Source organism: Kitasatospora sp. NPDC096147, assembly GCF_044763225.1.
In the GTDB taxonomy this organism is placed as follows: Bacteria; Actinomycetota; Actinomycetes; order Streptomycetales; family Streptomycetaceae; genus Kitasatospora.
Map to the genome: position 1 here is coordinate 123,659 of NZ_JBIWFX010000017.1, position 23,759 is coordinate 147,417.

The following is a 23,759-nucleotide window of genomic DNA, read 5'->3' on the forward strand; positions in this document are numbered from 1 at the left end:
CCCCCGACAACCCAAGGGGGACGCCGCCCTCGGCCCGGCGGCGTCCCCCAGCCGCCGGCCCATGGGCGGCTCAGCCTCCACCCCCCGGGCCGGGCTCCGGGGACGTTCGGTTCGGAGCGCAGCCCAGGGCGCCGTTGCGATTGCCGGGGCGGCGCCCGACGTGTGCGAGCAGGCGTACCCGGCGAGGACCTGGGTGACGAAGCTCTTCGCGGGGTGCACGCCGACTGCGTCTTGCCGCCTGCCTCCCGAACCAACGGCGGAGTGGTGGCGGCGGTCCAGGATCGCCGACAGATCTTGCCCATCGGGGAGGAGCTCCGCAGGCGGGCGCCTCAGCCTGGCGGCGGAGCTCCTCGGGTCGGCGGGGCCCGCTACGGCCTCGTCCGTGGGCTCGGCTCGGGCGGCTTCGGCCGGGTCGTCACCGTGGGCCGCTACGGTGAGGGCCGTTCAGGGACTACGGAGGGTGGGGATCCATGGGTTCGCAAGACGGTGGTGACCGTGCGGTCTTCGGGTGCCTGGCGTGCTGCGCCGAGGACGTTGCGGTGGCGCGGGCACACCATCGCAGCCCCGACGGGGTGCGGCTCGAGAGGATGATTCGGGACGACTCGCACTTCATCGTCTCCGTTCAGCGGTGCGGCCTGTGCTCGCAGGCCTTCGTGAGCGTGTTCACCGAGTACATCGACTGGGTCGCCTCGCAGGACGCGCAGTACAGCACTGTGCTGCCGATCACGGACGCCGAGGCGGACGACCTGGTGACGGGGCGGATGAGTCCGCACCGGGTGGGGGCTCTGGGACACGGCCGCCGCCATCTGCAGAGTGACTGGCCGAGCGATGCCGAAGAGCCGTCCGTGTACTGGGACAGCGGCGTCTTCGAGGTCCGCGAGGGTCACTAGACCCTGGTGGCGCGCTGCGGGCCCGCCGGTCGTGCAGGCCGTTGTCGCCCCGCCGGCGGGCGGGGGAGTGAAGCCGGAGAGGGGAACTTGACGGCTCATCGGATCGATCCGACCGCCGAGTTCCGGCGCGGTCGGCGCCGCACCGAGGACCACTCCACCGACAGCCGGCTCGACCACGCCGATTCGGGGCCGATCCTGTTGGCCTCCCTCGAAGGGCTCACCGAGCTCGGGCGGATGGGCGAGGTGTGGTGGCGCTACGGCCGCGCCGGCCTGCGCTCCCTGACCGACGCCCTCGACAACCCGAAGGACCGCGCGGCCCACGAGCTTCGCCAGGCCGAGCGCCAGGCCGCAGAGGAGCGCCGTCGCCGGGCGGCGATGAAGCTCCTCGCGTGCGTCGACTGCGGCGCCGTCCTGGAGCGGGAGTAGGCGTGGACGTCCGCGTCCCAGGCCGTTGAAGTCCTCCACCCGCCGGGCCCACTCGCTCGCGGTCGCGCTCCGGCTCGCTCGCTGCTCCGCCCCCGTACCGCCTGGCGACCTCGGCAGCGGGGAGCGCGGAGAGCCGATCGCCGAGCCGGCGATGGCGCGGCCGGCATCCGGGCCGAGCTCGCCGCGCAGGGGTCAACAGTGCCCGTCAGGCCCTGTGTATGATCTTGCTCGCTTCATGTAGTGGAAAAGGGGTGGCAATGAAGTCTCTCAAGGCTCTTGGTGTCGTGGCTACGGCGATTGCGACAGTGGCGTTCGGGTCCGGCACGGCGAATGCGGTGGGGGTCGAGTCTCGTATCGTCAACGCATACAGCGGACTGTGCGTCATTGTCAGTCTTCCTTCTGGCAATGGTGCCCCGGTGAAGCAGTTCCCCTGCGATTCCATCAACACGTCGCAGGTGTGGCAGTTCATTCCCACGAGGGACAACGATGGCAGGCGGGCGTTCTTCCTGAAGAACACCGGAACCAACAAGTGCATGGGGATGGGCTCCAAACTCCGCGACGGAGCCAAGGTCATTCAGTGGGACTGCAACGGGGAGGTCGATGAGAAGTTCTGGGTGTACAGCAGCGGAGTGATCAGGAGCGTCTACTCGGGTAAGTGCCTGGGGGTCGGCTCCAGCATGGCTTGGGAGAAGCAGCTCATCCAGTGGCCGTGCAACTCGAACTCCACCGATCAATTCTGGGGTTACGCCGACCCGTACGACACCCCGATCACCGACCTCCCGGCACTGCCGGAGTAGTACGAGGGGTACTTCCTGTTCATTTCAGAGGTGCTTGGATAGCTTTGTGTCGGCCCCCAGCGGGTTCTCCGCTGGGGGATTTCTCGTTTGGGGGAGAGGTTTGCCGGCTATCGCGAGCTGCTCCGGGCCAGGACCCGGGACGACGACCGGTGTCGGTGGGGTTCTCCTCGGCGGCCTGCTGGGTGCCGCTGTCGGGGCGGCGGAGTTCGACGAAGGCGGAGTGCCCGTGGCCGAGCGCGAGGAGGCGGTCGCGGCCGTAAGGCAGTGCGGCCTGCTCGGGTGCGTCCGGGGGCCAGTGCGGCGTGCGCTGGGTAAGGCCGAGTCCTGCTCGGTGAGGTGCCAGGCCTTCGCCCGCCTGCGCGCCGCGCTCTCCCGGGACCTGCTCACCGCCGCCGGCTCTGTTAAGGAGGGTCCGGAATCCTGAAGTCTGGCGGCCGTCCGGCGGCGGCGCCTGCGTTCCTTGCTCCACTGGTCCCGCAAGCCGTTCGCTGCGGCGGAGGTCGCGAGTGCGCCGGCGGCGGCGACGCACAGCACGATCCGCAGGGGGAACGGATCGGGCGGATACGGCCCGCCCAGGACGGGAACGGCCCCTCCCTTCGGGTCGAGGGTGATGGACACCTGGTCACCGACCACCAGCCTGAAGTCGTTCGGCAGGTGCTTCCGCTCACGGCCGTCCTCGAGCCGGAGATCCACCACCGGCCGTGCAGCCCGGTCACCGATGTCCTGCCAGGTCCGCGTCACCACCGCGGTCGACGTGCGGCCCCGCTCCTGCATGATCTGCTGCTCCGTCAACGCCGTCCGGCTGATCAGCAGGCCCGCGCACGCGAGCACCAGTACCCAGAACGCGCACCGCGAGGCGATCTTCCGCTCCGCCGCGTCGGACACCAACCGTCCCAGCGGGAACAGGGCGAGGATCAGCAGCCCGCCCATCGTCACCGCCAGCCAGATGCCGGCCCACGACCATCGGTACGACACCCATACCAGCAGTTCGTTGACCCCGGCCACCACCGCCAGCCCGACGACCGCCTCCACCACCACCCGCACCCACCGCAGTACAGCCGCCACGGCCACCCCCGTTCCCGTACTCCCCGCCCCGTCAGCGTGCCGGATCTTCAGTGCGGCCCCGTCCGTGTTGTGCCCGGGAACGCTGCTCACGCCACCTCCGTGAACCGCTCCCGCATCGCACGGCAGCCGCTTGGAGTGTGCTACTGCCATCCTCCAACGGGCTTGGCTACAACCGGAGTCGGTGGCCTTGCCAGGGCAGCTTCATGAGCGAGACGACGGTGTCGACCTTGGCGGGCACGGCCTGGTTGTCGAGGATGGTCATCGAGTAGTTGGTCCCGTTGTCGTTCAGTTCGCGGATGACGTGGCCGAGGGTCGCCCGCGAGTCGGGGCTGGTGTAGAGGGGGATCGCGACGTCCTCCACAGCTCGGACCGCGCCGACGTGGGCGCCGCTGGGGTCCGGGTGCAGCGCGTACGCCTTTGCCCAGGAGCTGCGCAGGTAGAAGGCGGCATCGGGCCGCCCAGAGGATGTCGCCTGTTCCATGGTGGTGGTGGCGGCGGACTGGGCGACGGTGGCGTCCACGATCCGCTCCAGGCCGGCGTGTGAGGCGTCGTCACCGTCGCGGACCTGTTAGGCGGAGGAGGCATCGCCGAGCAGCGCGTCCAGTGTGTCGACCGGGTTCACGAACCTCGGGGGTTTCGACAACAGAGCGCTCAGCGGTGAGACGGCGCCCGGGTGTTTGACGAGGTACTCCTGGTGAGCGGCCTCCCCAATGTCGAGGTAGAGCAGGCAGCCGACGACATCGAGCAGCAGATCCTCGGGCACCCTGGACAGGTCCCGGCCGCTGAAGGGCAGTTGGCCGTTGAAGAAGACGTGGACCTCTTGGTTCAACTCGAGAGCGGCCACGACCCGATGAACCAGCAACTCCGTCGTCACCGACTCCCGGATCCACGAGCGCAGGCCCGGCTCCAGATGCTCGGGGACGCCCTTCCGAGGGAGCGGCCTGTGGGTGCGGTGCGTTCGGTCCGGGTGGATCGCGACCGGACGCCGGCGTCGACGCGAGGGCGGCTGACCGAGCGCACGCGAGCCGAGCGGTAGCGTTCGGATGGCCCTGCAACCGAAGTCGTCGGCGGGCCTCCGATGAATGGCGCCCCGGTCCGGGAGGAGTGCTGCCCGGTGATCCCGCTCGGCGGCTTCGCGCAGGTGCTCCCCGGCGGCTCCGCCTCACCCCGGCCGGCCCGGCCCGATGCTGCCGTGGCAGCGGCGTTGGGCCCGGCTTGCCCCGCTCCGTCCCGACCACCAGCACGGCCAGTGACGCCAACGCGTTCGTGCTCGCGGCCCGGTCCGCGCCGGTGGTGGAGCTGCTGGAGGCCAGGGGCGCCGAGGGTGTGTTTGAGGTGTGTCCCAGCATCCCTGCCGCCCTTGCTGCCCCTGGCCCGCCGGCCGCCACCAGAGCGGGGGCCGGCGGCCAGCAGCGGTCGTGGACGGCCGGGCGCCGGCCCGGAGGGGTGCCGCGCCGTGGTTGGGATTCTGGCTGGTTCGTGCACTGTGCTGCTGGGTGGCTTCACCTCTTAATGGAGGGGTCGGTACCGGACAGCAGGGGAGGCTGGGGGGATCATGTCGGATCACCAGATCACGGAAGAGCAGGTACGGGCGAAGGCCGCCGAGATCCAGGAGCACATCGACCGCTGGAACAGGACCGAGGGCCTTCAGGCCCCGGAGAAGCCGGACGTGGAGGCTATGGCGCGCCGCCTGCTGGAGCGGCAGGGCCGGCCGGCGCTGTCCGGACCCGCCCTGCTGGATGCGGTCCGGCCGCAGTGGGAGCGGAAGGCCCAGGCGGAGGGCCTGACGGGGGAGGCTGCTGAGGCGTTCGTCCAGGAGCACCTGAGCGAGGACTACCCGCAGGTCTACTGCGAGACCGAAACCGTTCTTCTTGTGGTGACCTACTACTTCATCCACCTCAACAAGGCGGCGGCCGAGATGGTCGTTTCGGACACCGAGACGGTCCTCCAGGCGCTGGAGGTGGCCGCGGTGGCCCTGCCGGAGATCGACGAGCTCCTCTCCCCGATCTCGGCATTCTTCAGGGCCGAGGCGACGACGATCCAGGCCGTCGCCTACAGCAACGACAACGGCCAGGTCCAGCTCGTCGGGATCTACCCCTCCCCCTTCTTCATCGCGGAGTCCGACGACATGGACTGGGACCTGGGCGACAAGATCGACGACATCATCCATCACATCGGTGAAGGGCGCTGACACCCCGACCACGCCCGGCTCGCCCGTGTACCCGCACGGGCGAGCCGAAGGTGGGTGAATCGGCCTGACCAACGACCCAGCCCCGCCCCGCCCCGCGGGCGGCCGAAGCCGATCGGCTGACCGGTGGCCAGGTGGTTGCCGCTCGCGCGGTGAGAACCCGGCCCGACTCGAGCGGCGGCCCATCCGGCAGCGGCACTACGGTGTGGCCCGTGGAGATGCGGACGATCATCGCCGAGCCGGCCGAGGAAGCCGAGCGGCAGCAGCGGGACAAGTCGTGGGAGCCCACCGACGCCGACCGCGCCCTGGCCGTGCGGACCGCGCCCGAGCCGGCCGCCTCGGGCGGTCCGGCCGAGCTCCAGCAGCCGCAGCCGGCGGTCGAGCGGCTGGAGGACCTGCGCGAGGCCCTCGCGGTCATGGCGATCGCCACCTCCGGAGCTCGACCGGTGGTGGGCCGCCTGCTGGTGAGGAGCTTCCGCTGGGCCGCCGGTGATGGAAGGATCCGGTGCATGAAGAGAATCGAGTCCGCAGTCCTTCGGTGACCGCGATCATCGGGGCGCAGGCCCCGGCGGCCTTGTTCGACCACGCGATCCACGTCTGGCGGCGGTACCCGGACCCGTTCGCCGGCACGGCCCAGGACGAGATCGACGCGGACCGGGCGCACTTCCTGGCACGGCTCAGCGCCATCCGGGACCTGCCGCCTGGAGCTCGCAACGAGTCGTCCGGCCACTGGCAGCGCAGCTGCGGCGGGGGAGCGGGAGTCACGTGGCCCCGTCACCGGGACTACCAGGTCGCCGGGCTCCTCGAGCACCGGCTGCGCCGGGGGACCGATCCGGCCTCGCTGCGGCTGCTGGCGAGTGCGCTCGCCGGGATCGGTCCAGCGGGTCCGCTGGATCCCGAGATCCGACGGGTGGTGGGCCGCCACGATCCGCAGACCGTGGCTCGGGCGGGCCGGTGGCTGGTCAGGAACGGCACCGACGAACACACGGTGACCGCCGGCCTGGTCCTGCTCATCGAGACGGCCACCGAACGGGAGCTACCCCTGCTACGCACCATCGGACTTCTGACCAGGTTCGCCGCATCCACGTCACTGGCCCTCGAAGGGATCCCGGGCGGAGCAGCGGTCCTGATCGAGCTCGCCGAGCACACCAGCACCTGCACCCCGGGACGGGACCTCTACATCGAGGCACTGCTGCGCCTGGCTGCCCCCCGGACCCGCTACTCCTGGCGGGAGAGCCGGACCAACCCCTCCGGCGTTCATCCCCGGGCAGACCCCGATCGGCCGGACGATCCCGGCGTCATGCACTGGCTGCGCCGCAAAGCCGACGACGGCGGAGACTTCACCGGCTACTTCGCGGCTGATGTCGTGATAGCCGCAGGGATCACGGAGGTGATCGCAGATTCGTTTGTCGACGCCGAGGTCGTTGATCACACCGGGCGTCTGCTGTGCGCCCTCACCTGGTGCGGTGGCATGGGCGCCACCCTCGACGAACTCCAGGGCGCTCCGGCGTTGCTGCGGCACTACCGCGAGCAGGTGGCCCGCCTTGCGCCCACGTCGCAGCGCTGCCGCACCGTACTTTGCCTGCTCGCCGCGTTCACCGGCGAGCCGCGACCTGGTGCCCAGGTGGTCTGGTCGGAAGATGAACACGAGGCGTACCGTGCCCAGTTGGCTGCTTTGCTGACCCGGCCCGCCTGGCGGGACTGCCTCCGGGCGGTCCTGGCACTGCCAAGCGAAGGATCTGACGGGTGGACGGCCGCAGTGACCGGCGATCTCGGCGTGCTCTGACCGGTAGCCGTACTTCGATGAGACTCGTCGAACTATCTCGAGACGGGCTACCGCCGCCCGGTGCCGGGCGGCTGCCGGGCCGTCAGGCCGGGCTGGGCGTGCGGGTGCTGCCGGTCTGTCAGGCGCCGTCCCGCCCGGGGGCCGCAGGCTACCGGCCCGTTGCCGCGCCGTCAGGCCCCGCCCCCGGCCACCCACCGTCCGGCCGCCAAGCCGGCACCCCCACGCGGCCCCCAGGCCGCCCGCACTGGAGGACCAAGACGACTACGGCCCGTCCCTGGGGGAGGGACGGGCGTGGGTGTGGCTGTGAGGAGCCTGGGGTGTGGTGCGGGCGGGAGGAGTTGAACCTCCAACCTGCTGATTAAGAGTCAGCTGCTCTGGCCAGTTGAGCTACGCCCGCACGATCCGCTGGGGAGGGCTTGGACCGGCGGCATCGTGGTGAGGACGGTGCTTTGGTGTCGGACCCCCGAGCGGTTGTAGGGCTAGATTCTGTGGTGCGCCTGGCTCGGTGTCATCAGGTTTTCCTGCCCCTGCCCGCCCCGGCCATCGCCGCCCGGCTCACTCCCCTCGGCTGGGGGCCGCAGGTCACCCGTTCCGGTCACCGCCCCGTCCCGGCCCCGCCCCCGGCCGTTATCCGCCCCCGCCCCTGGGGGCAGTAGGCCACCACCACCCGCCCGCACCGCCCGTCCGCCACCACCCGCCCGGCTGGTGCTGTAGGCCCGGCCCCCGCAACCGCCCCTTGTGCCGGGCCGCCAGGCCCGCGCCCCCGGCCACCCGGTCCGGCCGTCGGGCCGGCACCCCGCGCGGCCGCACGCCGCCCGCACGGTGAGGACCAGGAGGGCCTGGAGGACGAGGCGGTGTCTCCCCGCGCTGCGCCCCGCGCGGGGAGGGGACCCTGCCCCTGGACCGGGTGTGTGGGTGGGTGGGGTGGCGGCGGGTTGTGCGGCAGCCATCCAGTTGAGGGTGTGAGGTCGATCGAGCTGGGTGCTTCATGGCGTGGTCCATGGATCGTGGCTGTCGTGAGGTGACTGTCTCGCTGTCGCGACTTGCGGGTTGGCACTCATCACGTGGGGTGGTCGGCTGACCTGGGGTTGCTCATTCCTGTGCGGGTGGCCGTGTTGGGCGAGTGGGCTGGTGAGTATGAGTTCCGTTCTCCTGCCTGCGGCTTCCGCCCCCGCTACGGGGGCTTCTGCGGCGTCTTCTCCGGTCGGCGGCAAGCCGCTGGTGTTGCGCTCCGGTGAGCGTGCGCTTGCCCGGCAGGTGGTGGTCAGGCGCACGCTCGCGGTCGACGAGGCCGGGACGCTCTCGTCGGTGCATGTGCGGATCGCCGCCGAGACGGCCGGGGTGTCGGTGCGGACGGTGTGGCGGTGGCTGGCCGAAGCCCGTACCTCGGGCCGCATCGAGGTGTCCCCGCGCCGGGGCGGGTACGCGGTCACGGACGAGGTGTGGGACAGGCTTTCGGATCTGGGCGGGAACGTGGCGGCGCTGCACTTGGCTGACCGCATGCGCCGCGGCGCACGATCCCGCACGGGGGCCGGCCTCGGTGGTGCCGTCGCCGGCGACGCTCCACCGCGCGATCCAGCGCGGACGCCGGACCGGCCGTGTCCTGCAGGGCATTCGGCCCGGACGTGGCCGGGTGGACCCGGCGGTCTACGACCGGGCGCTGGCCGAGCCGGCGCTACCCGGCACGCTCGATATGACCGCCCCCGCCTCCGCCCCGCTTGCCACCGCACCGGCGCGGCCCGCCGCGCCTGACGACCCGTCCGCTCCCCAACATCCGGTCACCAATGCGCCGTTGGGTGTGCGCTTGTGCGTTCCCGGTGCCCATCTCTTCGCGACGAGCCAGCTCGGCGAGGTGACCGAGGCGCTCACCCACACGGTTGCTGCGCGCGGGATCGCCTGTGTCTACGGTGACGCCGGCCAGGGCAAGACGGTCGCGGTCCACCAGGTCCTTGGCCTGCTGCCACGCCGTGTGTCGGTCCGGCGGGCCCCGGTGATCGAGTTCCAGGCCCACGACGGCGGCGGGCTGCGGATGCACCTCACCCACCAGCTCGACGTCCTGGGCGACACGAATCGCCACGATCCTGGTGAGCTCCAGATCCTGGACATCACCGCGGTACACCTCACCCTCCAGACCCGATCCAGTGGGTGAACGAGCGGGGTACTTCGGGAACTGGTTCGTCGGAGTGGCGGCGACTGGACTGCGTGGCCGCATGGTCTACGTCCCGCCGCAGACATGGGAGTACGGCAGCCGTCCGCCGCGCGATCCTGCTCCACCACAATGGCCCGGCCCTGATCCTGCGCGAGCGACCCGACGGCGTGCGGCAATCCCTGCCCGGCAGCCTGGTCGAGCCCGGCGAAGACCCGGCCACCGTACTGCGCCTCGAGCTCCTTGAGGGGCTGGGTCTGGACCTCGGCGGCCTACCCGAGCCGCCGGTGCTGCGCTTCGTCCAGGAGCGTCGCTCAGGGGGGTCAGGGAGGGGGTGGTTGGCTCGGGAGCAGCAGGGTGGCGAGTTCGTCGAGGAGTTCGGTGACCCGCTGCGCGTGGGCGGGGGTGGCGACGGCCTTGGCGATCAGCGGTTCGGCGGGGCGGGCGACCTGGGTGCGGATGTAGGTGCGGGCGAGGGCGGAGGCGGTCAGCAGGGTGCGGCGGCCGTCCGAGGGGTCGAGGGCGGCGTCCAGCAGGCCGCGTTCGCGTAGCCGGGCGACGGAGGTGGAGACGTGGCTCTGGGCGAAGCCGGTGCGGACCCGGATGTCCTGCACCGCGCTGGCGGGGTGCTGGTAGACATCGGAGATCACCGCGATCTCGCCCGGGGTGAGGGTCTCCGATGCGTCGTCGGTGACCATCTCCCGGCCGAGCTCGGTGAGCCGCTTGCCCAGTCGCAGAAGCCGTACGCCGTCCATGGCCGACAGGCTACAGCGGCGCCGATGCATCGCAGCCGATGCGGTGGGGCTGGGTTCGGGGTCGAAGCCAGGGGAGAGGGATCAGAAACTGCATCTTCACAGATGCATCTGTAGAGATGTAATTTTGCGCCATGACCACCCCCGAGCCCACAGGCTCCGATCCCGGCACCCGCCGCGCCGAACGGCTGAGCCCCGTGTCCCGCACCGCCCTGGCGGTGGCCCGGGTCCGCGCCTACGAGAGCGCCCAACCCGACCCGCTGTTCACCGACCCGTACGCACTGGCCTTCATCAGCGCCTCCGGCACCCCGACCCCCACCACCGGCCCGGCCGGCCCATTCGCTCGGCAACTGCTGGCGAGCGGCATCCTGCGCACCCGCTACTACGACGACCGGCTGCTCGCCATCGGTACCCGTCAGGTGGTGCTGCTCGCAGCCGGACTCGACACCCGGGCCTACCGCCTCACCTGGCCGGAGGGCACCCGGCTGTTCGAGATCGACCTGGAGCCCGTCCTCGCCTTCAAGCAGCAGGTCCTCACCGCGCAGGGTGCGCAGCCCGGCTGCGACCGCACCGAACTGCCCGCCGATCTCGCCGACCCGGCCTGGGAGCGCCGCCTGACGGATGCCGGCTTCGACCCCGGTCAACCCACCCTCTGGCTCGCCGAAGGCCTGCTGGTCTACCTGGACGCCGGCGAGGCCGCCCGACTCCTGAGCGCGGTCGGCCGGTTGTCAGCCCCCGGCAGCCGACTGCTGACCGAGCAGGGCCGCGACGTCTCCCGGACACCCGCCGAGCAGGGCCTCACCGAGATGACCGCCCTGTGGCGCGGCGGCCTCGGACCCGGCACCGGCGACTGGCTGGAGGCGCACGGCTGGCGGACCGAGTCCACCGCGATCGAAGACTTCGCCGCTTCCGTCGGCCGTCAGCTCCCGCCCGCCGGCGGTTTCCATGGCGCGGGTTTCTTGGAAGCCCACCGCCTCGGTTCGTGACCCCGTCGCCGCTGGCCCCCCGGGCCGGGGCGGCCGGTACTCGCCGACCCCCGTGCGGGATCCGGAAGCGACAGGGCCTGGGACGACAGGCCGCCAGCCTGTCGTCCCGGGTCCGGTCCCACTGGCCGGTCCATGGTCGGCGCATGCCGAGTGGGGTGAGCCGGGCGGCGCGTCCGGTGGGGATGGTCGCGCGTCGGAGGCGGCTGTTTCGGCGATGAAGAGCACCAGACCGACCTGGACGGGTGGTGCCGTCGTCCAGGACGAGCGGCTCCTCGTGGCCCCGGCGGACGTTGAGGTGGCCTTCGGGTTCGTGGTTCTGCGCCGCCGCCGGCAGGTTGCGTCGTTCCTTCTCCGCGTGGCTGACCTTGGCGGCGGGGGGCAGCTCCTCGGCGGGCGGCGGTTCGAGCCCGAGGAAATGCTCGACGAGCCACTGCTGTGCCGGGCCGACTCTGTCCCAGCCGGTCCGCTGCGCCCGTGCCCATCCGGTGGGGTCTTCGCCCCGGACGACCACCCTGGCGGGTGCGCTGGTTGGTGTCCTGCCGGTGGGGTCTTCGCCTAGGAGCACGACGGTCCCCGGGGTACCCGCCAGCGTGCCGCCGCTCTTCTTGTACTGCCAGGCGAGGGGTGAATCGGCGTTGCCACTTGACCGGCGAGGTGGGACACCGGGCGGGGTCCATCCCGTCCAACGCTGCCTTCCGCCCGGTCGGCAGCACCCCGGCGGCCTCGTACCCGCGCTGGTCGGCCACCCAGGACCCAAGCCGGTACCCGGACGGCGCGGTGATGGGCGTCGACGACCTTCACGTCTTCTTGTAGGCGGTCAGCTCCTCCAGGCCGCGCCGTAACTCTTCCGGTTCCGGCCCCAGCACCCGGGTCCGCACGAACGGCGCGGTGACGGCCGGGTCGCGCTGGGCGGAGAGCTGGAGCGGTGGCTTCCCGGCCGGGGAGCAGATGCGGGCGTCCGGCTCGGCGCCGTGGCGGGGTTCGCGGGCCGGAAAACCCATTCGTCCGGTGCTCGGGCGGCGGGCATGATCGGCTGGTGGATCTCTCTGCCCTGCTGGCCGCGATCGAGTGCGGCGACGACTTCACGCTCCTTGAGTTCCTGGACCTGGAGGACGCGCCAAGAAGCGAACTCACCGATGACGACGGTCTCGTCCTGCTGGCCGCCGCCGCGTACGCGGGTCGCCATGAGGTCGTCGACCGGCTGATCGTATGCGGCTTCGCCCACGCCCGCGCCTGGGCCGGCACCCACGGCCACCTGGCCATCCCGGCCGCCGAGAAGCTGGACGGCCACACGGTCGGCGCCTGGGTCGGACGCCAGCGCAAGAACACGAAGCTGACGGCCGCTCAGGACGCCAAGCTCACCGCACTGGACGCGATGTGGCGGATCGACCCGGACTGGAACAAGGTCGTACCGCCGCCTGCTCGCCTACCTCGCCACCGGCGGAACCCTGGACGGCCCGGCCAACCGCACCGGCGGCGACGCCGACCCGGCGTTCCGGCCCGGGGCGTGGCTGCGCAAGCAGGACAAGGCCAGCACCGACGGCAAGCTGACAGCCCACCAGCTCGCCCTCCTGGACGCCCTGCCCGCCGCCTGGGCCGAGCAGCAGAACCGGCAGGAGCCGGGGCAGAACCAGGAGCAGGGTGCGGCCGAGACCGAGACCGAGACCGAGACCGGGGCCGAGGTGACCTGGACCGCCGAGTGGATCTGCGGCGCGTGCGGCGACGGCGGGGACGACCGGTTCGACGACGGCACCAGCGTGGACGCCGACCACGACTGCGACCAGGACGACGGCGAGCCGCAGGTCGGCTGGGAGGGCCGGGCCGAGTGCTCCGCCTGCGGCTGGGCCACCGAGGCCGAGTTCACCGACGGCGAGCACGTCGACTCCAGCCACCACTGCGCCGTCGGCCAGTGGCACCCACCTCCTCCGGGGCGGCACCCTGCTGGACGACATGACCTGGGCTTGGCCGCACCGCAACTGACCGCCCGTCACCCGGACCGATTCGCACCTCCGATCCCGCCGACCTGGAAGGCCCTCGCGATGACCGACACCACCCGTCCCGACTCTGTCGCCCTGCTCGTCCCGCTGGAACTGCTTCCCGCCCGCAGTCGGCCGCTGCCCGCTGAGCGGGATCTGGGCCGGGCGGTCCTGGACTCGCCGCTGGTGCGCGGCGCGGTCTGGCTGCGCTGGTCGGGCCACGACGGCATCCGCACGCTCCAGCAGGACGGCGGCCCGGCGCGTGGCTGGGCGGAGAAGGATGTCGACGGCCACCAGGGCTGGGTGGGCCTGCTGGAGGGGCGGCTCGTCGCCGCCCGGGACCAGGACGGCGAGATCCGGCCGGTGCTGCATGCCGAGTCGTGGGAGGCCGGGGTGACCCTGTACCCCGCTCTCGCCCAGCACCCCGCCCACCCCGACGGCCAGAGCGCGGCCGAGGACGAGAGCGACGACCAGGAGGACGGCCTGCTCGGAGAGACCCGCGCCCGGATCCGCCGCAAGGCCGCCGGTCTCACCCTGGACGCCATCGACCAGGACCTTGCCGACGCCCACCTCGACCTGCGGGTCGCCGACCGGTACGCCGACGCCGGAGACGGCCAGGCCGTCACGGCCACCGCCGCGGCCACCGAGGAGTGGCAGCGCATCCGCCCCGAGGCCACCCGCGAGGCCCGGCTGCGGATCGACGCCGCGCACCGCCGGCTCGCCGGAGCGGTGGCCGACCCGCTGCACATCCCGCCTGCCCGCGCCGGGCTCCACCTGACCGCCGCCCAGAACCGGCCCACCCGGCCTGTGGTCCGGCGCCGCCGAGCGGGCAGCAGCCAGGCACACGACGGTGCGGCCCCGGACTTCCGTCCGGGGCCGCACCGTCGTGTGTCCCGGTCCCCGAGTCGGTCAGTCGTCGAGGTCGAACCAGACGTTGAGGCTGCCGTCCTCCACGACGTACTCGTGGTATCCGAGCTGTTCGCCGATCTCGTGGTACCGAGCCAGGCGTGCTGGACCGATGCGGACGAAGTACACCTTCATCGCGCGGAGGAACAGACGGAATCCGAGGTCCGCTCCGACGGCGTTAACCGTGGAGACCAGTGAGGGGATCAACATTGGCAGAGGTGCGGCATGGAAGGATTCCGTGGCCTTTTCCGTCAGGTCCTTTGCCATGCTGTGGATCTCGTTCAGTACGGCTGGCCGCAGCTCCGCGCAAGATCCGGACAGCAGGGGCGGTGACCCCGCTGCGGCGCAGAGCCTCGCATGAGGCAGGGCAACGTCGGCGATCCGGTCCAGCCAGTCCCGGATCCCGACACCGGTACTGGCGGGGTCGAAGCGGGAGTCGGTGGAAGCGAGCCATAGCACCGACAGCACATCATCGGAGAGCTCCGACTCGGTGAGACGGCGGACGTCCGCGACGATCTCGTACGCGTCTTCTTCTCCCCCGACCTCCAGGATTCCTCTGGTGAAGTCGAGGATCCCTTCCGGATCACGGGGGTTCTCCCTGATCTTCAAGAGCTTCGTGAGCCCTGTGATTCCGAAGTCGTGGTCGAGGCTTGCGTGTGGTTGCATTCCGATATCCCTAAACCGGATAGGAAGTGTAGATGACGAACTTGCTCGGCCTGTGATTCTTTGCGTACTTAATGGTAATGGATACCACGTTTCCCGCCTGTCGCTCCTTCAGGAATGGCTCCCCGGGTGTAGTGCCGTACAGGGGATTCTTCGTGTAGACCTTCCCGAGGGATGCGAACTGAGGATCCCTCAGTTCCCATTGGATGGTACGGATGGTTTCGCTGGTCTTTCTCTGAGCGAACCTGGCGAGGTACGCCCGGTTCGCCGGGACGCTCTCCCACTGGGTGAAGGCTTCGGCCACGGCCCGCGCAGCCATGTCCTGGCTGGCCCAGACGCCGACCACTCCGTCCTTCTCTACCTTGGTTTCCAGCTTCAGGCCGGAGATGTTGACATGCTGATCGAGGGTGTGAGCCTGGTCGAATCCTTCGTCGGCCACGATGTCCTGGCAGTTGTGCACCAGGAGATCGCCCCGGGCGTCGCTGGCGGTCGCCACGAAAAAGGTGTGCAGGCCGCCGACCGTCAGGTCGTAGACGGGCAGGGCCAGTCCGACGCGGTCGTTCAAACCGGTGACGTTGCGCACCGTGCCGTCGGAGGAGCGCAGGCGGTCGCCCGTACGGAGTTCGGACGCCAGCTTCCAGCCGTCGCCGTCGACGTAGAGGCGGTGGCCCGCAGTGGTTGAGACGGTGCCGCTGTCGGTGCTGACGTCGATCAGGTGGTCGGTGCCGTGGGTGAAGGTATCGGTGACCGTTGCGGGCTCGGTGGCGCCTGTGGCGGGGTCGGTGGCGCGGACACTGTCCCCTGGCTCGAGCTGCTCGATCGGCCGACGCGTTCCGTCAGCCAGGACCACCAGAGTGCCGGCCGGGAAGCTGTTCCACTTGCACGCCGTGCGGGCGTCCTCGGCCAGTTCTGCTTCGATCTTCAGTTGGTCGATTGTCGAGGGCCGGATGTCGGGGATGTTGCGGAGGTTGTTGAGGGCCGTCTCGCTGCCGACCCCGCCCGCTGTGAGCAGACCGCGGAAGTTGGTGATGGCGTCAGCGGCAGCGGTGAGGCGGAGTCTGGTGGCGTCGCCGATGCCTTCGAGGCTGACCTTGAGGGCGGCCTTGGCCATGGTGAGGTCGCCGCCGATTTCGAGCGCGGTGTGGAATGCGGCGATTCCCTTGACGCCCTTGAGGAGGGTGCCGAAGGGGATGAAGTTGGAGGCGGCCCAGGCGCAGTGTGCGTTGAAGTCGAAGTCCTTCGAGCATTGCACGAAGTCTTCGGTGATGCCGTCGATGATCAGGTCTGCCGGCGCCTTCCAGTCGACCTTGATGACGGTGTCGAAGGGCTTGACCTTCTCGGTCCGGGTCTCCAGTTGGGCGGTGTCGGCGAGGGAGTAGCGTCCCTGGCATTGCGTGATGGAGAGGTTGGGGTCGGGGCAGGTCTTCAGGACGTACCGGACCTTGACCTCGCCCTCGACCGTCACCTTCATGTCACAGGTGATTTTGTCGTTCGCCCAGTCGATGTTCCACTTGGATGAGAAGACGACATCGAGGGCGGTGAGGCTGACGAGGGTGTTGCACTTGTTGTGCTCGGTGACCTTGGGGTTCTGAATCTCGCCTTCGGGGATGGCGACGACGAAGTTGATGCGGCCGTTCTCGTCGACGTAGGCGGTTTCCATCTGGGTCTTGCCTTCGGCCTCTTCGGCCTTCTTGCGCTTGTAGAACTCCTCGCCTGCCTGACGTGCGGCCTGTTGGGCTTCGGCCTTGCTCTTGTTGGCGGCGGCGGCGGCTTGCTTGGCCTGGTCGGCGGACTTCTTGGCGTCGGCGGCGGAGGCCTTGGCGTTGGCCGCGGAGACGCTGGCGGCCGAGGCGGAGACGCTGGCGCGGCCGGCTGCGGCGGTGGCGTTGGCGGCGCTGGTGCGTGCCTGCTTGGCGTAGCCGAATGCCTGGTCGGCGGAGGCTTGGGCCTGGGTGGCGGACTGCTGGGCCTTGGCGACCCACTTGGTGGCCTCGTCGGCTGCGGCCCGGGCGCGGGCGGCGTGGCCGTCGGCTTCGGCGGCGGCCTGGCGGGCGATGGCGTAGGACTGGGCGGCCTGGGCGGCGTACTGGCGGGCGAGTTCGACGGAGCCGTCGATGGCGGCCAGGTAGGAGTTGATGGTCGCCACGTGGGCGGCGGTGAAGGCGTCGCGTTGGCGTGCCTGCGGCAGGCCAACATCCAGGAATGCGACCAGCTTCGACCCGGGGCCGGCGAGGGCGCTTTGCGCGGCAGCCTTCACTTCGGGCCCCTCCGCAGCGAGGGCCTGGGTGATGAGGGCCCGTTGGTCGTGCTCGCGCGCGCTGTACTGCCCGGTTGTCAGGAACGCGCGCACGGCTGCGTGGTTGCCGCCCATGGCGGTGTTCGCGGCGTCCTGCACGCCGGGGCCGCCGGCGGCCATGATCTGCATGAGCAGGGCCCGGTCGTCGTGCTCCTGTCCCGGGTAGGCGCCGGTGGCCACGAAGTCGCGGACCTGGGCTGCGGTGCCGACCGCAGCGGTCTCGGCGGCCAAGCGCTGTTCCAGCTTGGTGGAGCCTTCGGCGATCGCGTAGACGGTGGCTCGGTCGTCCCGTTCGCGGGCGATCGCCAGGTCGGTGCTCAGGAAGGCCAGGACGTCGGAGCCGTCACCTTCGAGCGCGCTCTCGGCGGCGGCCTGGGTGTAGGGTCCGCCGGCCTCCAGCAGCCGTACGGCCGCCTGCCTGCCCTTTGCCACCGCCACGTCCTGCGCGACACCCGGGGTGGTTGCGGCGGTGATCAGTTGCTCGGTTTCGGCCGCGAGGGTGTTGGCCTGTCCGGCCTGCCAGAGGGCCTTGCGCTTCCTCAACTCCTCATCACGGTATGCCTGCTGGGCTTCGGCGAACTGCTCGGCGGTCTGCGCGTCGAGGCGCTCCTGGTCGGAGGCCCGCGCGATGTCGGCGATCTTATGGGCTTGCGCGGCAGCGCCCGCCGCCGCCGTGGCGGCCTTCGCCGCCTCGCTGGACGCGGTCTCGGCGATGCCCTTGGCGAGGTTCGCGTCACCTGCGTGCGCCGCCGCGTAGTCGGCCGCAACAGCAGCCGCGTCGGCGTGGTCCGCGGCGGCCTTGACCGCACGCTCTGCATCGGCCACGGCCGATGCCGCCTCATTGGCGATCTTCAGAGTAGCGGCTGCGGCGCGTCGTGCCTCCGCAGCCGACGCCTTGGCTCGGGAAGCCGAGGTGCGGGCCCGTTGGGCCTGTTCGTCGGAGACTCCGGCGAGGTTTGCGGCTGCGTCGGAGGCATTCGAGGCTGCGTCGGCGTTGGCGCTGGCGAGGTCGGCGGTCTGGACCGCGATGATGGCTTGGCCGAGGGTGCGCCATGCCCAGGCGGCGGATTCGCCGGCCGAGCGGGCGTTCTTGGCCGCGTCTCGGGCGTCCGATGCCGCCTTGCTCGCGGGTGCGGCCTTGTCCTTGTTGGTGGCGGCGTCAGCTGCGGTGGTGCGGGCGATGCCGGCCATCTTGTCGGCGCGGGTGGCGGTCGAGGCCGCGTTGGCAGCGGCGACGGCGGCCTGGCGGGCGGCCTCGTTGGCCTTGCGGGCCGCTGAGGAGGCGCCCTGGGCGGAGACGGCGGCACGGGTGGCGGCGTCGGCGGCGCGGCCGGCCGCGTTGGACGCCTTCCCGGCCTCGCCCCGGGCGAGGCGGGTCTCCTCGACGGCGCGCTCGGAGGACTGCTTGGCCAGCGCGCTCGCTGCCAGCGCCTGGTCGGCGCCGTCCTTCGCCGCTGCGGCCTGCTCGCCGGCTTGTCCGGCCGCGTTCCTTGTTACGTCTGCGAGTTGGGCGATACTCGCGGTTTCCTGGTCGTGGGCGGAGGCGGTCTGGTAGCCGTAGCGCAGGAAGTCCCGGACGTCCTCGCCGTTGCCGGCCATGGCGGCGTTCGCGGCGTTCTTGACCTGCGGGCCGCCGGCGTCCAGCAGCTGCATGAGCTTGGCGCGGTCGTCGTGCTCCCGGGCGGAGAACTGGCCGCTGTCCAGGAAGGTCTCGACGGCCTCCAGGGTCCCAGCCATTGCCTTGTTGGCCGAGTCCTGGACCGCGGGGCCGCCAGCGGCCATGATCTGCATGAGCCGGGCACGCTGGTCGTGCTCGTACTGGCCTCGGCCGCCGCCGTGGATGAACGCCTGCCGCTCCGCTGGGGTGCCTGCGAGTACGGCAGCGGCCCTGCCGCGTACCCCTGGACCGGCGACCGCGATCAGTTCTTCGATGCGGGCGCGCAGATCCTGGTCGTCGGCGGCGGCTCGGCCGGAGTCCACGAACGCCGTCACGTCCGCATCGGAGCCGGCCAGTGCGATCTCGGCGGCGCGGCGTACTGTCGGGCCGCCGGCCTTCCAGGCCGCCACGGCCTTGACCCGGTCGGGAAGCGGCCCGCTCGCAGGAGTGTCCGCTGCTGCCGGTATCGCCAGCAGTCCTGGGAGCAGGCTGCCGGCCACGACGCCGATGGCGGCCTGCCACCGTACTGTGAGTCGTTTCTCGGTGATCCTCAAGATCAGAAACCCATTCGTCTGTGCACCGGCGCGCGGGCCGGTGTCTCGTTGAAGGTGTGAGGGGGCGTGAGATCTGGTGCCATCTCCGCCGGTGTGCAGCTGCGGATGGGACCCAGGGAGCTGGGCACTGAAGCGCAGCCCACCCGTCCAGCCGGTGGGCTGCGGCTTCAGCACAGGGCCTGAGCGCCGGGGCGGACCGGAGCCAGGCGCTTGCGGTCACGGCGGCCTGGACGTCACCGTTCTGGGCCCATGTGTCGTGCAGTCGGATGGTGTGGAACAGGCCGGTGCCGGCCGTCACCAGCGCCTGGGTCTTCCACCCCACAGGGCTGCCTCGGGTCTGCTGGACCCAGCTCGCGATGTTGTCGGTCTCGATGCCAGCGAAACGCTCACGCCATGGCGATGGCGCTGCTGGTAGGGCTACCGGACGCGCCGAGCAAGCCGGCGGCCTGGTGGCTGGTCGCTGTGCAACGGGGACCAGCCACCAGGGGGTGGATGTTGACGGTGGGTCAGGGGGCGGAGGGGCCGCCGTGGTACTTGGTCCAGCCCTCAGCCTGGGGGTCGACGGCCCACAGGACGTTTCGGGTGTCGCGGACGAAGGTCACGAGATGGCCGTCAGCGGGGTCGACGACGGTCTGGGGGACATTGTCGGCGGCCAGGACCGTACCGTCCGGTGTCTTGTCGAAGGTGGTCCAGCCGTTGCCGCGCTGGTCGACGGAGTAGAGAAGGTTGTTGGGGCCGTTGACGTAGACGATGACGTGGCCGTTGGCCGCGATGGCGGTGGGGTCGGCGGCCGCCATGGCGCCGAAGTCGCTCCAGCCCTCGCCCTGCGGGTCGACGGACCAGAGGTGGTTGGCGGTGTCGCGGATGTAGGTGACGAGGTGGCCGTCGGCCGGGTCCACCACAGTGCTGGGCACCGCGTCCGGTGCCAGGACAGTGCCGGACGACGTCTTGGTGAACTCGGTCCACCTGTTGCTGTCCCGCTCGTCAAAAGACCACAGCTTGTTGTCGGGGCCGTTCACGTAGACGACGACATGGTTGTTCGCCGGGTTCACTACCGCGGTGGGATCGCCGGCCGCGTAGACGCCCCAGTTCCTCCAGCCCTCGCCCTGCGGGTCCACCGACCACAGCTGCGCGGTGCTGTCCCGCAGGTAGGTGACGAGGTGGTTGTCGACCGGGTCCACGATGGTGAACGGCGATCCGGTGACGGAGGTGCCCGACGGGGTCATGCTCACCGTCCGCGTGATCCACTGGGCGATGTCGTCGACGCGGCTGCTCTGCGCGCCGGTGCGGGTCTCGCTCGCAGGCTTGTCGAGGCAGCCGCCCTGCCAGGAGCGGGAAGCGACGGCGGCGATCTCAACGGAGCCGTTCACCTCGCGCAGCAGCGGCGCGCCCGCGTCGCCGGCGCAGACAGCAGCAGAACCGGAGGCCGGGACCGTGTCGACAGTGGTCGCGGTGATGGCACCAGCGGTGTGGGTGGCGGCGTGGGGCTTGGCCGGGATCCAGTCCGTAGTGGTGCGGCCGTGACCGATCACCCGCAGGCTCTCGGCGGCCGCTGGAGCGCCGACGGCGAGCTTCATCGGGGTGACCCCGGGCAGCGCCTGGGACAGCCGGACCAGGCTGAGGTCGCGGTCGGCGCGGGGCACGATCTCCAGGATGTCGACGGTCTTGCCGCCTGCGGTGAACGCGCTCTTCACCGCAGGCGGGCCTGCGGTGAGGGAGGCGGGGGTGTTGGTGAAGCAGCCTGCAGAGGTGAGCACCCACAGCGGATCGACCACCGTGCCCGTGCAACTGCGGGATCCAGACCGGCCTGGCGTTCCGACGACCACCGACCCGACGGCCGGGAAGTCGCTTCCGACCGTGGCGGCCGGCCCGCCGGAGGCGACGAGCTCCAGAAGGGGGAGGCCCTCGAGCTCCACACCGATCTTCGTAAAGCGGTTCTTAGCGATGGCGACGCTGCTGGTCGAGCTGCCGTTGCGGACCGTGGCCGTGACCGTGTGGTTGTCGCCCTTGATGCCGTAGACCTTGGGGATCTCCGCTGTCAGATAGCCGGACGGTCCCGTTACCCTGAAGCACAACTTGGGCGGCCCGGGATCGAAGGTGAAGCTGAAAACCTCGATCATGCTGTTAGTCGACGTACAGTCCGCGACACGTATGTTCCCGTCCCCGGACTTCAGCGCGACAGGAGGGTTTGCAGGAAGATCAGCGATCGGGTAGGAGAAGTCCTCCACTGCCAGTGGCGGCGTGGGGTCCGCAGCGGCAGCCGGTATCGAGCCCATTACGCCGGGCACCACCAGAGCTGCGGCCAGAAGCCAGGACGACCTTATAAGTCTGCGCATAAAGCAATTCTCCCGAAAAGTGCTCACGGAAGACATGCCGCCCCCCGCGGTGAAAATTAGATCGAACGCTAGCTATCGAGATGCCTGGCTGTCAAAGGCGCATAAAGAAAAGCTGGCGCGCTCATGCCAATTCGTGGGGGGCTGATTCCGAGAGAGTGATCAAAGCGCCCTGAATGTGCCGATTTTTGCTAGAATCTTCCACCTGCTGCTCTCGTGCCGCGAGCAGATCCGGGGGCTCGCTCGCTCTGAATCGTTACAAACGTCCTGGGTGGACGATGAGTCGAAGGAATGGGCAAAGCCCAAGGCCGATCATCGGTGGCGGATATTTGCGCGCACGAATTCTTGCCACGCCGGTGAGGCTGAGGGTGCCACTCCCGGCACCCTTGCTCGACAAGGCGGCATCCCCAATTTTCAGGTGGTGGTGGCCCTTGGGCACGGCGACGGTGGACGCAGTAGGGGGGCGGGCAGGGGCGAGGTGCGCGGGATCGAGTCGGAGAGTCCAGAGCCGGGCCGGGCCTACCGCGAGCTGGTCGGCGGACTGCTCCCTGAATGTCACGGGCCTGGAGCCGGAGGCGGACCGGGCCCGGGTAGACGACCTCGCCCGCGACCTGGCCACCACCAAGGTCCTGCAGGTCTTTGTCCGGGACCCCGCCACCGAGCGGTACGGGAGGGAGATCATGCGGGCCACCAGGCTGCAGAGCGGCAGCCTGTACCCGATCCTCGCCCGCCTCGAGCGCGAGGGGGTCATTGCCGGCGAACAGGAGCAGGTCGATCCCGCCGCCGCCGGCCGGCCCGCCCGCCGCTTCTACACCATCACCGGCGACGGACTGCGGGCCGCCCGTCAGGAACTCGCCGAACTCCACGAACTCACCCGGGCACCTGCTGACAGCACCGGCTGGCAGCCCGGCCTCACCCCGCAAGGAGGCTGACCATGAACGGACCGCAGGGGGCGCGGGCCAGGGCCTGCTCCACGAACTCACCACCATCCCGCTCGCCGAGTGGGTCATGGCCCTGATCTGCGCGGTCATCGCCGCCATCGCCTACGAACTGCTCATCAAGGTCACCGTCCGCAAGATCACCGCCAGGCTCCCCTTCGTCCTGCTCCGCCTGACCCGGCTGATGATGAGCGGCACGAAGTGGCGACTGCTCCACCCCATCTGGCAGGCCGATCTGTACGAGACCATCGACAACCCGGACGGCACCGCGCTCGGCCGCTACCTCGCCGGGCTGCGGTTCTCACTCTCCCTGGTCGCAGGCGGTGCGATCCGCACCGCACGGGAAACCCGTGTCGTACCCCTGCGCCAGCGGATGGTCCGCTGGCTGGAAGACCCCAAAACGGGGAGTACCGCCGTCGAGGTGGCGGATGCCATTCGTCTCGTCGTGAGGCGGTAGCGAGCATGTCCCTGTCTGGCGCCCGCCCCACCAGTTTGGGCGGGCGCCAGACACGCAGCACTCCTGGGCTGCCCGGCCGGCCGGTAGAGGGGCTCGGCCCCGCTATCCGCGCCCGCTCCACTGCCTCGATGCGCCGCCCGCCCAGCCACCGCTGCGCCGCGTAGGCACTGCCCTGGGCGGCGGTGACCACGTAGGAGGCGCCGAGTCTGGCGAGGGAGCAGAGCACCGAGACGGCTGGCTGCCGCAGGCCGAGCTGGCCGCCGAGGAGCAGCGCCGGCACCGGGAGGCGATGAAGCTGCTGGCGTGCGTGGACTGCGGCGCCGTCCTGGAACGGGAGCAGGTCTACCCCCACAATCGGGACGGGTACTGGACGCACGCGCGGGCGGCACCTGCCACTCCGGCCACCTGGAGCGCAAGGCCGCCCAAGCGCTGCGGGAGGACCAGGAGGCGCTGGAGGCCGCCCGGGCCGCGCACACCGGGCGGGCGCCGTGTTGGACGTGCAGGGGCCCGCTGGGTGGGCGGTTCGGCTCCGAGGGGGGAGTTGCGCGTCGAGGCGGAGCCGGAGGTGGCGGAGTGCCCGGACTGCGTGGCGGTACGGGAGGAGGAGGATCTCGGCCCGTTGTGGCTGCCGGTGCCCACGGCGAAGGAGTGGAAGCTGCTGCGGAAGAACTAGCTCACCGGCCCGTGGTGGCAGGTGCGGGTGCTGCGCTCGGAGCTCTGCCCCGCCTCCAAACGCCCCAGGGCCGTCGCTTGAGCGGGGGCGTGCGGTAGGGGGAGTGTTGGTGTGGTGGTGGGTTGGTCGGGGCCTGGGGCCTGGGGCCTGGGGTCGGGGTCGGGGCCGGGGTCGGGGCCGGGTGGTTGCGTCACACCTGGTGTGTGACGGAACTGGGGGCGGGCTACGGGCCCGGTTCCGGCCTGTGACCTCGTTGTGTTTCGAGCGCTT

Annotated in this window: 19 protein-coding genes, 1 tRNA gene and 1 pseudogene; 13 read left to right on the top strand and 8 right to left on the bottom strand. The window is 70.7% G+C overall.

From position 1 onward, the window contains the following. The first annotated feature begins 470 nt into the window (after positions 1-470). From ACIRBX_RS33935 to ACIRBX_RS33945, 3 genes are all read left to right on the top strand, one after another. The gene (locus tag ACIRBX_RS33935) at positions 471-890 is read left to right on the top strand and encodes a hypothetical protein (protein WP_402303270.1); all 420 of its coding nucleotides are present in this window, start codon (positions 471-473) and stop codon (positions 888-890) included. An 87-nt stretch (positions 891-977) separates the two neighbouring features. Continuing rightward, positions 978-1,316, top strand: coding sequence for a hypothetical protein (locus ACIRBX_RS33940; RefSeq protein ID WP_402303271.1), 339 nt, complete (start codon positions 978-980; stop codon positions 1,314-1,316). Positions 1,317-1,573: 257 nt separating this feature from the next. Next, positions 1,574-2,113, top strand: coding sequence for an RICIN domain-containing protein (locus ACIRBX_RS33945; protein ID WP_402303273.1), 540 nt, complete (start codon positions 1,574-1,576; stop codon positions 2,111-2,113). Between the two features lie 24 nt (positions 2,114-2,137). Here ACIRBX_RS33945 and ACIRBX_RS33950 read toward each other — a convergent pair whose 3' ends face one another. The 3 genes from ACIRBX_RS33950 to ACIRBX_RS33960 form a co-directional block, all read right to left on the bottom strand. Beyond that, positions 2,138-3,268, bottom strand: coding sequence for a hypothetical protein (locus ACIRBX_RS33950; protein WP_402303275.1), 1,131 nt, complete (start codon positions 3,266-3,268; stop codon positions 2,138-2,140). A 76-nt stretch (positions 3,269-3,344) separates the two neighbouring features. After that, complete coding sequence (locus tag ACIRBX_RS33955) at positions 3,345-3,698, bottom strand: hypothetical protein (protein WP_402303277.1); 354 nt, start codon at positions 3,696-3,698, stop codon at positions 3,345-3,347. Positions 3,699-3,746: 48 nt separating this feature from the next. Then, positions 3,747-4,052 (bottom strand): hypothetical protein, encoded by a 306-nt coding sequence (locus tag ACIRBX_RS33960; protein WP_402303279.1) that lies wholly within the window; start codon positions 4,050-4,052, stop codon positions 3,747-3,749. A gap of 681 nt (positions 4,053-4,733) precedes the next feature. On the opposite strand from ACIRBX_RS33960, the gene ACIRBX_RS33965 reads away from it, so the two are divergent. The 3 genes from ACIRBX_RS33965 (at position 4,734) to ACIRBX_RS33975 (ending at position 7,152) form a co-directional block, all read left to right on the top strand. After that, the gene (locus ACIRBX_RS33965) at positions 4,734-5,369 is read left to right on the top strand and encodes a hypothetical protein (protein ID WP_402303281.1); all 636 of its coding nucleotides are present in this window, start codon (positions 4,734-4,736) and stop codon (positions 5,367-5,369) included. Positions 5,370-5,578: 209 nt separating this feature from the next. Continuing rightward, positions 5,579-5,908 (top strand): hypothetical protein, encoded by a 330-nt coding sequence (locus tag ACIRBX_RS33970; RefSeq protein ID WP_402303283.1) that lies wholly within the window; start codon positions 5,579-5,581, stop codon positions 5,906-5,908. Then, entirely contained in the window at positions 5,905-7,152 is a 1,248-nt protein-coding gene (locus tag ACIRBX_RS33975; RefSeq protein WP_402303285.1) for a hypothetical protein, read from the top strand. The genes ACIRBX_RS33970 and ACIRBX_RS33975 overlap by 4 nt, the downstream gene beginning before the upstream one ends. A gap of 320 nt (positions 7,153-7,472) precedes the next feature. Here the strand turns inward: ACIRBX_RS33975 and ACIRBX_RS33980 are convergent. Beyond that, positions 7,473-7,549 (bottom strand) — tRNA-Lys (locus tag ACIRBX_RS33980). A 1,236-nt stretch (positions 7,550-8,785) separates the two neighbouring features. Between ACIRBX_RS33980 and ACIRBX_RS33985 the strand changes: the two genes are divergently transcribed. Continuing rightward, complete coding sequence (locus tag ACIRBX_RS33985; protein WP_402303287.1) at positions 8,786-9,301, top strand: hypothetical protein; 516 nt, start codon at positions 8,786-8,788, stop codon at positions 9,299-9,301. Between the two features lie 320 nt (positions 9,302-9,621). On the opposite strand, the gene ACIRBX_RS33990 is transcribed toward ACIRBX_RS33985, so the two are convergent. Beyond that, complete coding sequence (locus ACIRBX_RS33990) at positions 9,622-10,053, bottom strand: MarR family transcriptional regulator (RefSeq protein WP_402303289.1); 432 nt, start codon at positions 10,051-10,053, stop codon at positions 9,622-9,624. A gap of 131 nt (positions 10,054-10,184) precedes the next feature. On the opposite strand from ACIRBX_RS33990, the gene ACIRBX_RS33995 reads away from it, so the two are divergent. Continuing rightward, positions 10,185-11,036 carry an SAM-dependent methyltransferase gene (locus tag ACIRBX_RS33995; RefSeq protein WP_402303291.1) on the top strand — a complete coding sequence of 284 codons (852 nt, stop codon included), beginning with the start codon at positions 10,185-10,187 and terminating at the stop codon, positions 11,034-11,036. Positions 11,037-11,833: 797 nt separating this feature from the next. Here the strand turns inward: ACIRBX_RS33995 and ACIRBX_RS34000 are convergent. Then, entirely contained in the window at positions 11,834-12,037 is a 204-nt protein-coding gene (locus tag ACIRBX_RS34000) for a hypothetical protein (protein WP_402303292.1), read from the bottom strand. 35 nt (positions 12,038-12,072) lie between these two features. On the opposite strand from ACIRBX_RS34000, the pseudogene ACIRBX_RS34005 reads away from it, so the two are divergent. Further along, positions 12,073-12,396: pseudogene (locus tag ACIRBX_RS34005) on the top strand (helicase associated domain-containing protein); the annotation flags it as partial. Positions 12,397-12,718: 322 nt separating this feature from the next. Beyond that, positions 12,719-14,116, top strand: coding sequence for a hypothetical protein (locus tag ACIRBX_RS34010; RefSeq protein WP_402303312.1), 1,398 nt, complete (start codon positions 12,719-12,721; stop codon positions 14,114-14,116). Between the two features lie 478 nt (positions 14,117-14,594). Here the strand turns inward: ACIRBX_RS34010 and ACIRBX_RS34015 are convergent, their stop codons facing one another. Together ACIRBX_RS34015 and ACIRBX_RS34020 are read right to left on the bottom strand one after the other, a co-directional pair. Then, positions 14,595-19,088 (bottom strand): polymorphic toxin-type HINT domain-containing protein, encoded by a 4,494-nt coding sequence (locus ACIRBX_RS34015; protein ID WP_402303294.1) that lies wholly within the window; start codon positions 19,086-19,088, stop codon positions 14,595-14,597. A gap of 506 nt (positions 19,089-19,594) precedes the next feature. Further along, a complete protein-coding gene (locus ACIRBX_RS34020) occupies positions 19,595-21,208 on the bottom strand; it encodes a trypsin-like serine protease (RefSeq protein ID WP_402303296.1) in 1,614 nt (537 codons plus the stop codon). An 893-nt stretch (positions 21,209-22,101) separates the two neighbouring features. On the opposite strand from ACIRBX_RS34020, the gene ACIRBX_RS34025 reads away from it, so the two are divergent. The 3 genes from ACIRBX_RS34025 (at position 22,102) to ACIRBX_RS34035 (ending at position 23,489) form a co-directional block, all read left to right on the top strand. Further along, positions 22,102-22,353 carry a PadR family transcriptional regulator gene (locus tag ACIRBX_RS34025; protein WP_402303299.1) on the top strand — a complete coding sequence of 84 codons (252 nt, stop codon included), beginning with the start codon at positions 22,102-22,104 and terminating at the stop codon, positions 22,351-22,353. Positions 22,354-22,429: 76 nt separating this feature from the next. Further along, on the top strand, positions 22,430-22,816 hold the full coding sequence (locus tag ACIRBX_RS34030) for a hypothetical protein (protein ID WP_402303301.1): 387 nt from the start codon (positions 22,430-22,432) through the stop codon (positions 22,814-22,816). 541 nt (positions 22,817-23,357) lie between these two features. Beyond that, complete coding sequence (locus tag ACIRBX_RS34035; protein ID WP_402303303.1) at positions 23,358-23,489, top strand: hypothetical protein; 132 nt, start codon at positions 23,358-23,360, stop codon at positions 23,487-23,489. The last annotated feature ends 270 nt before the right edge of the window (positions 23,490-23,759 follow it).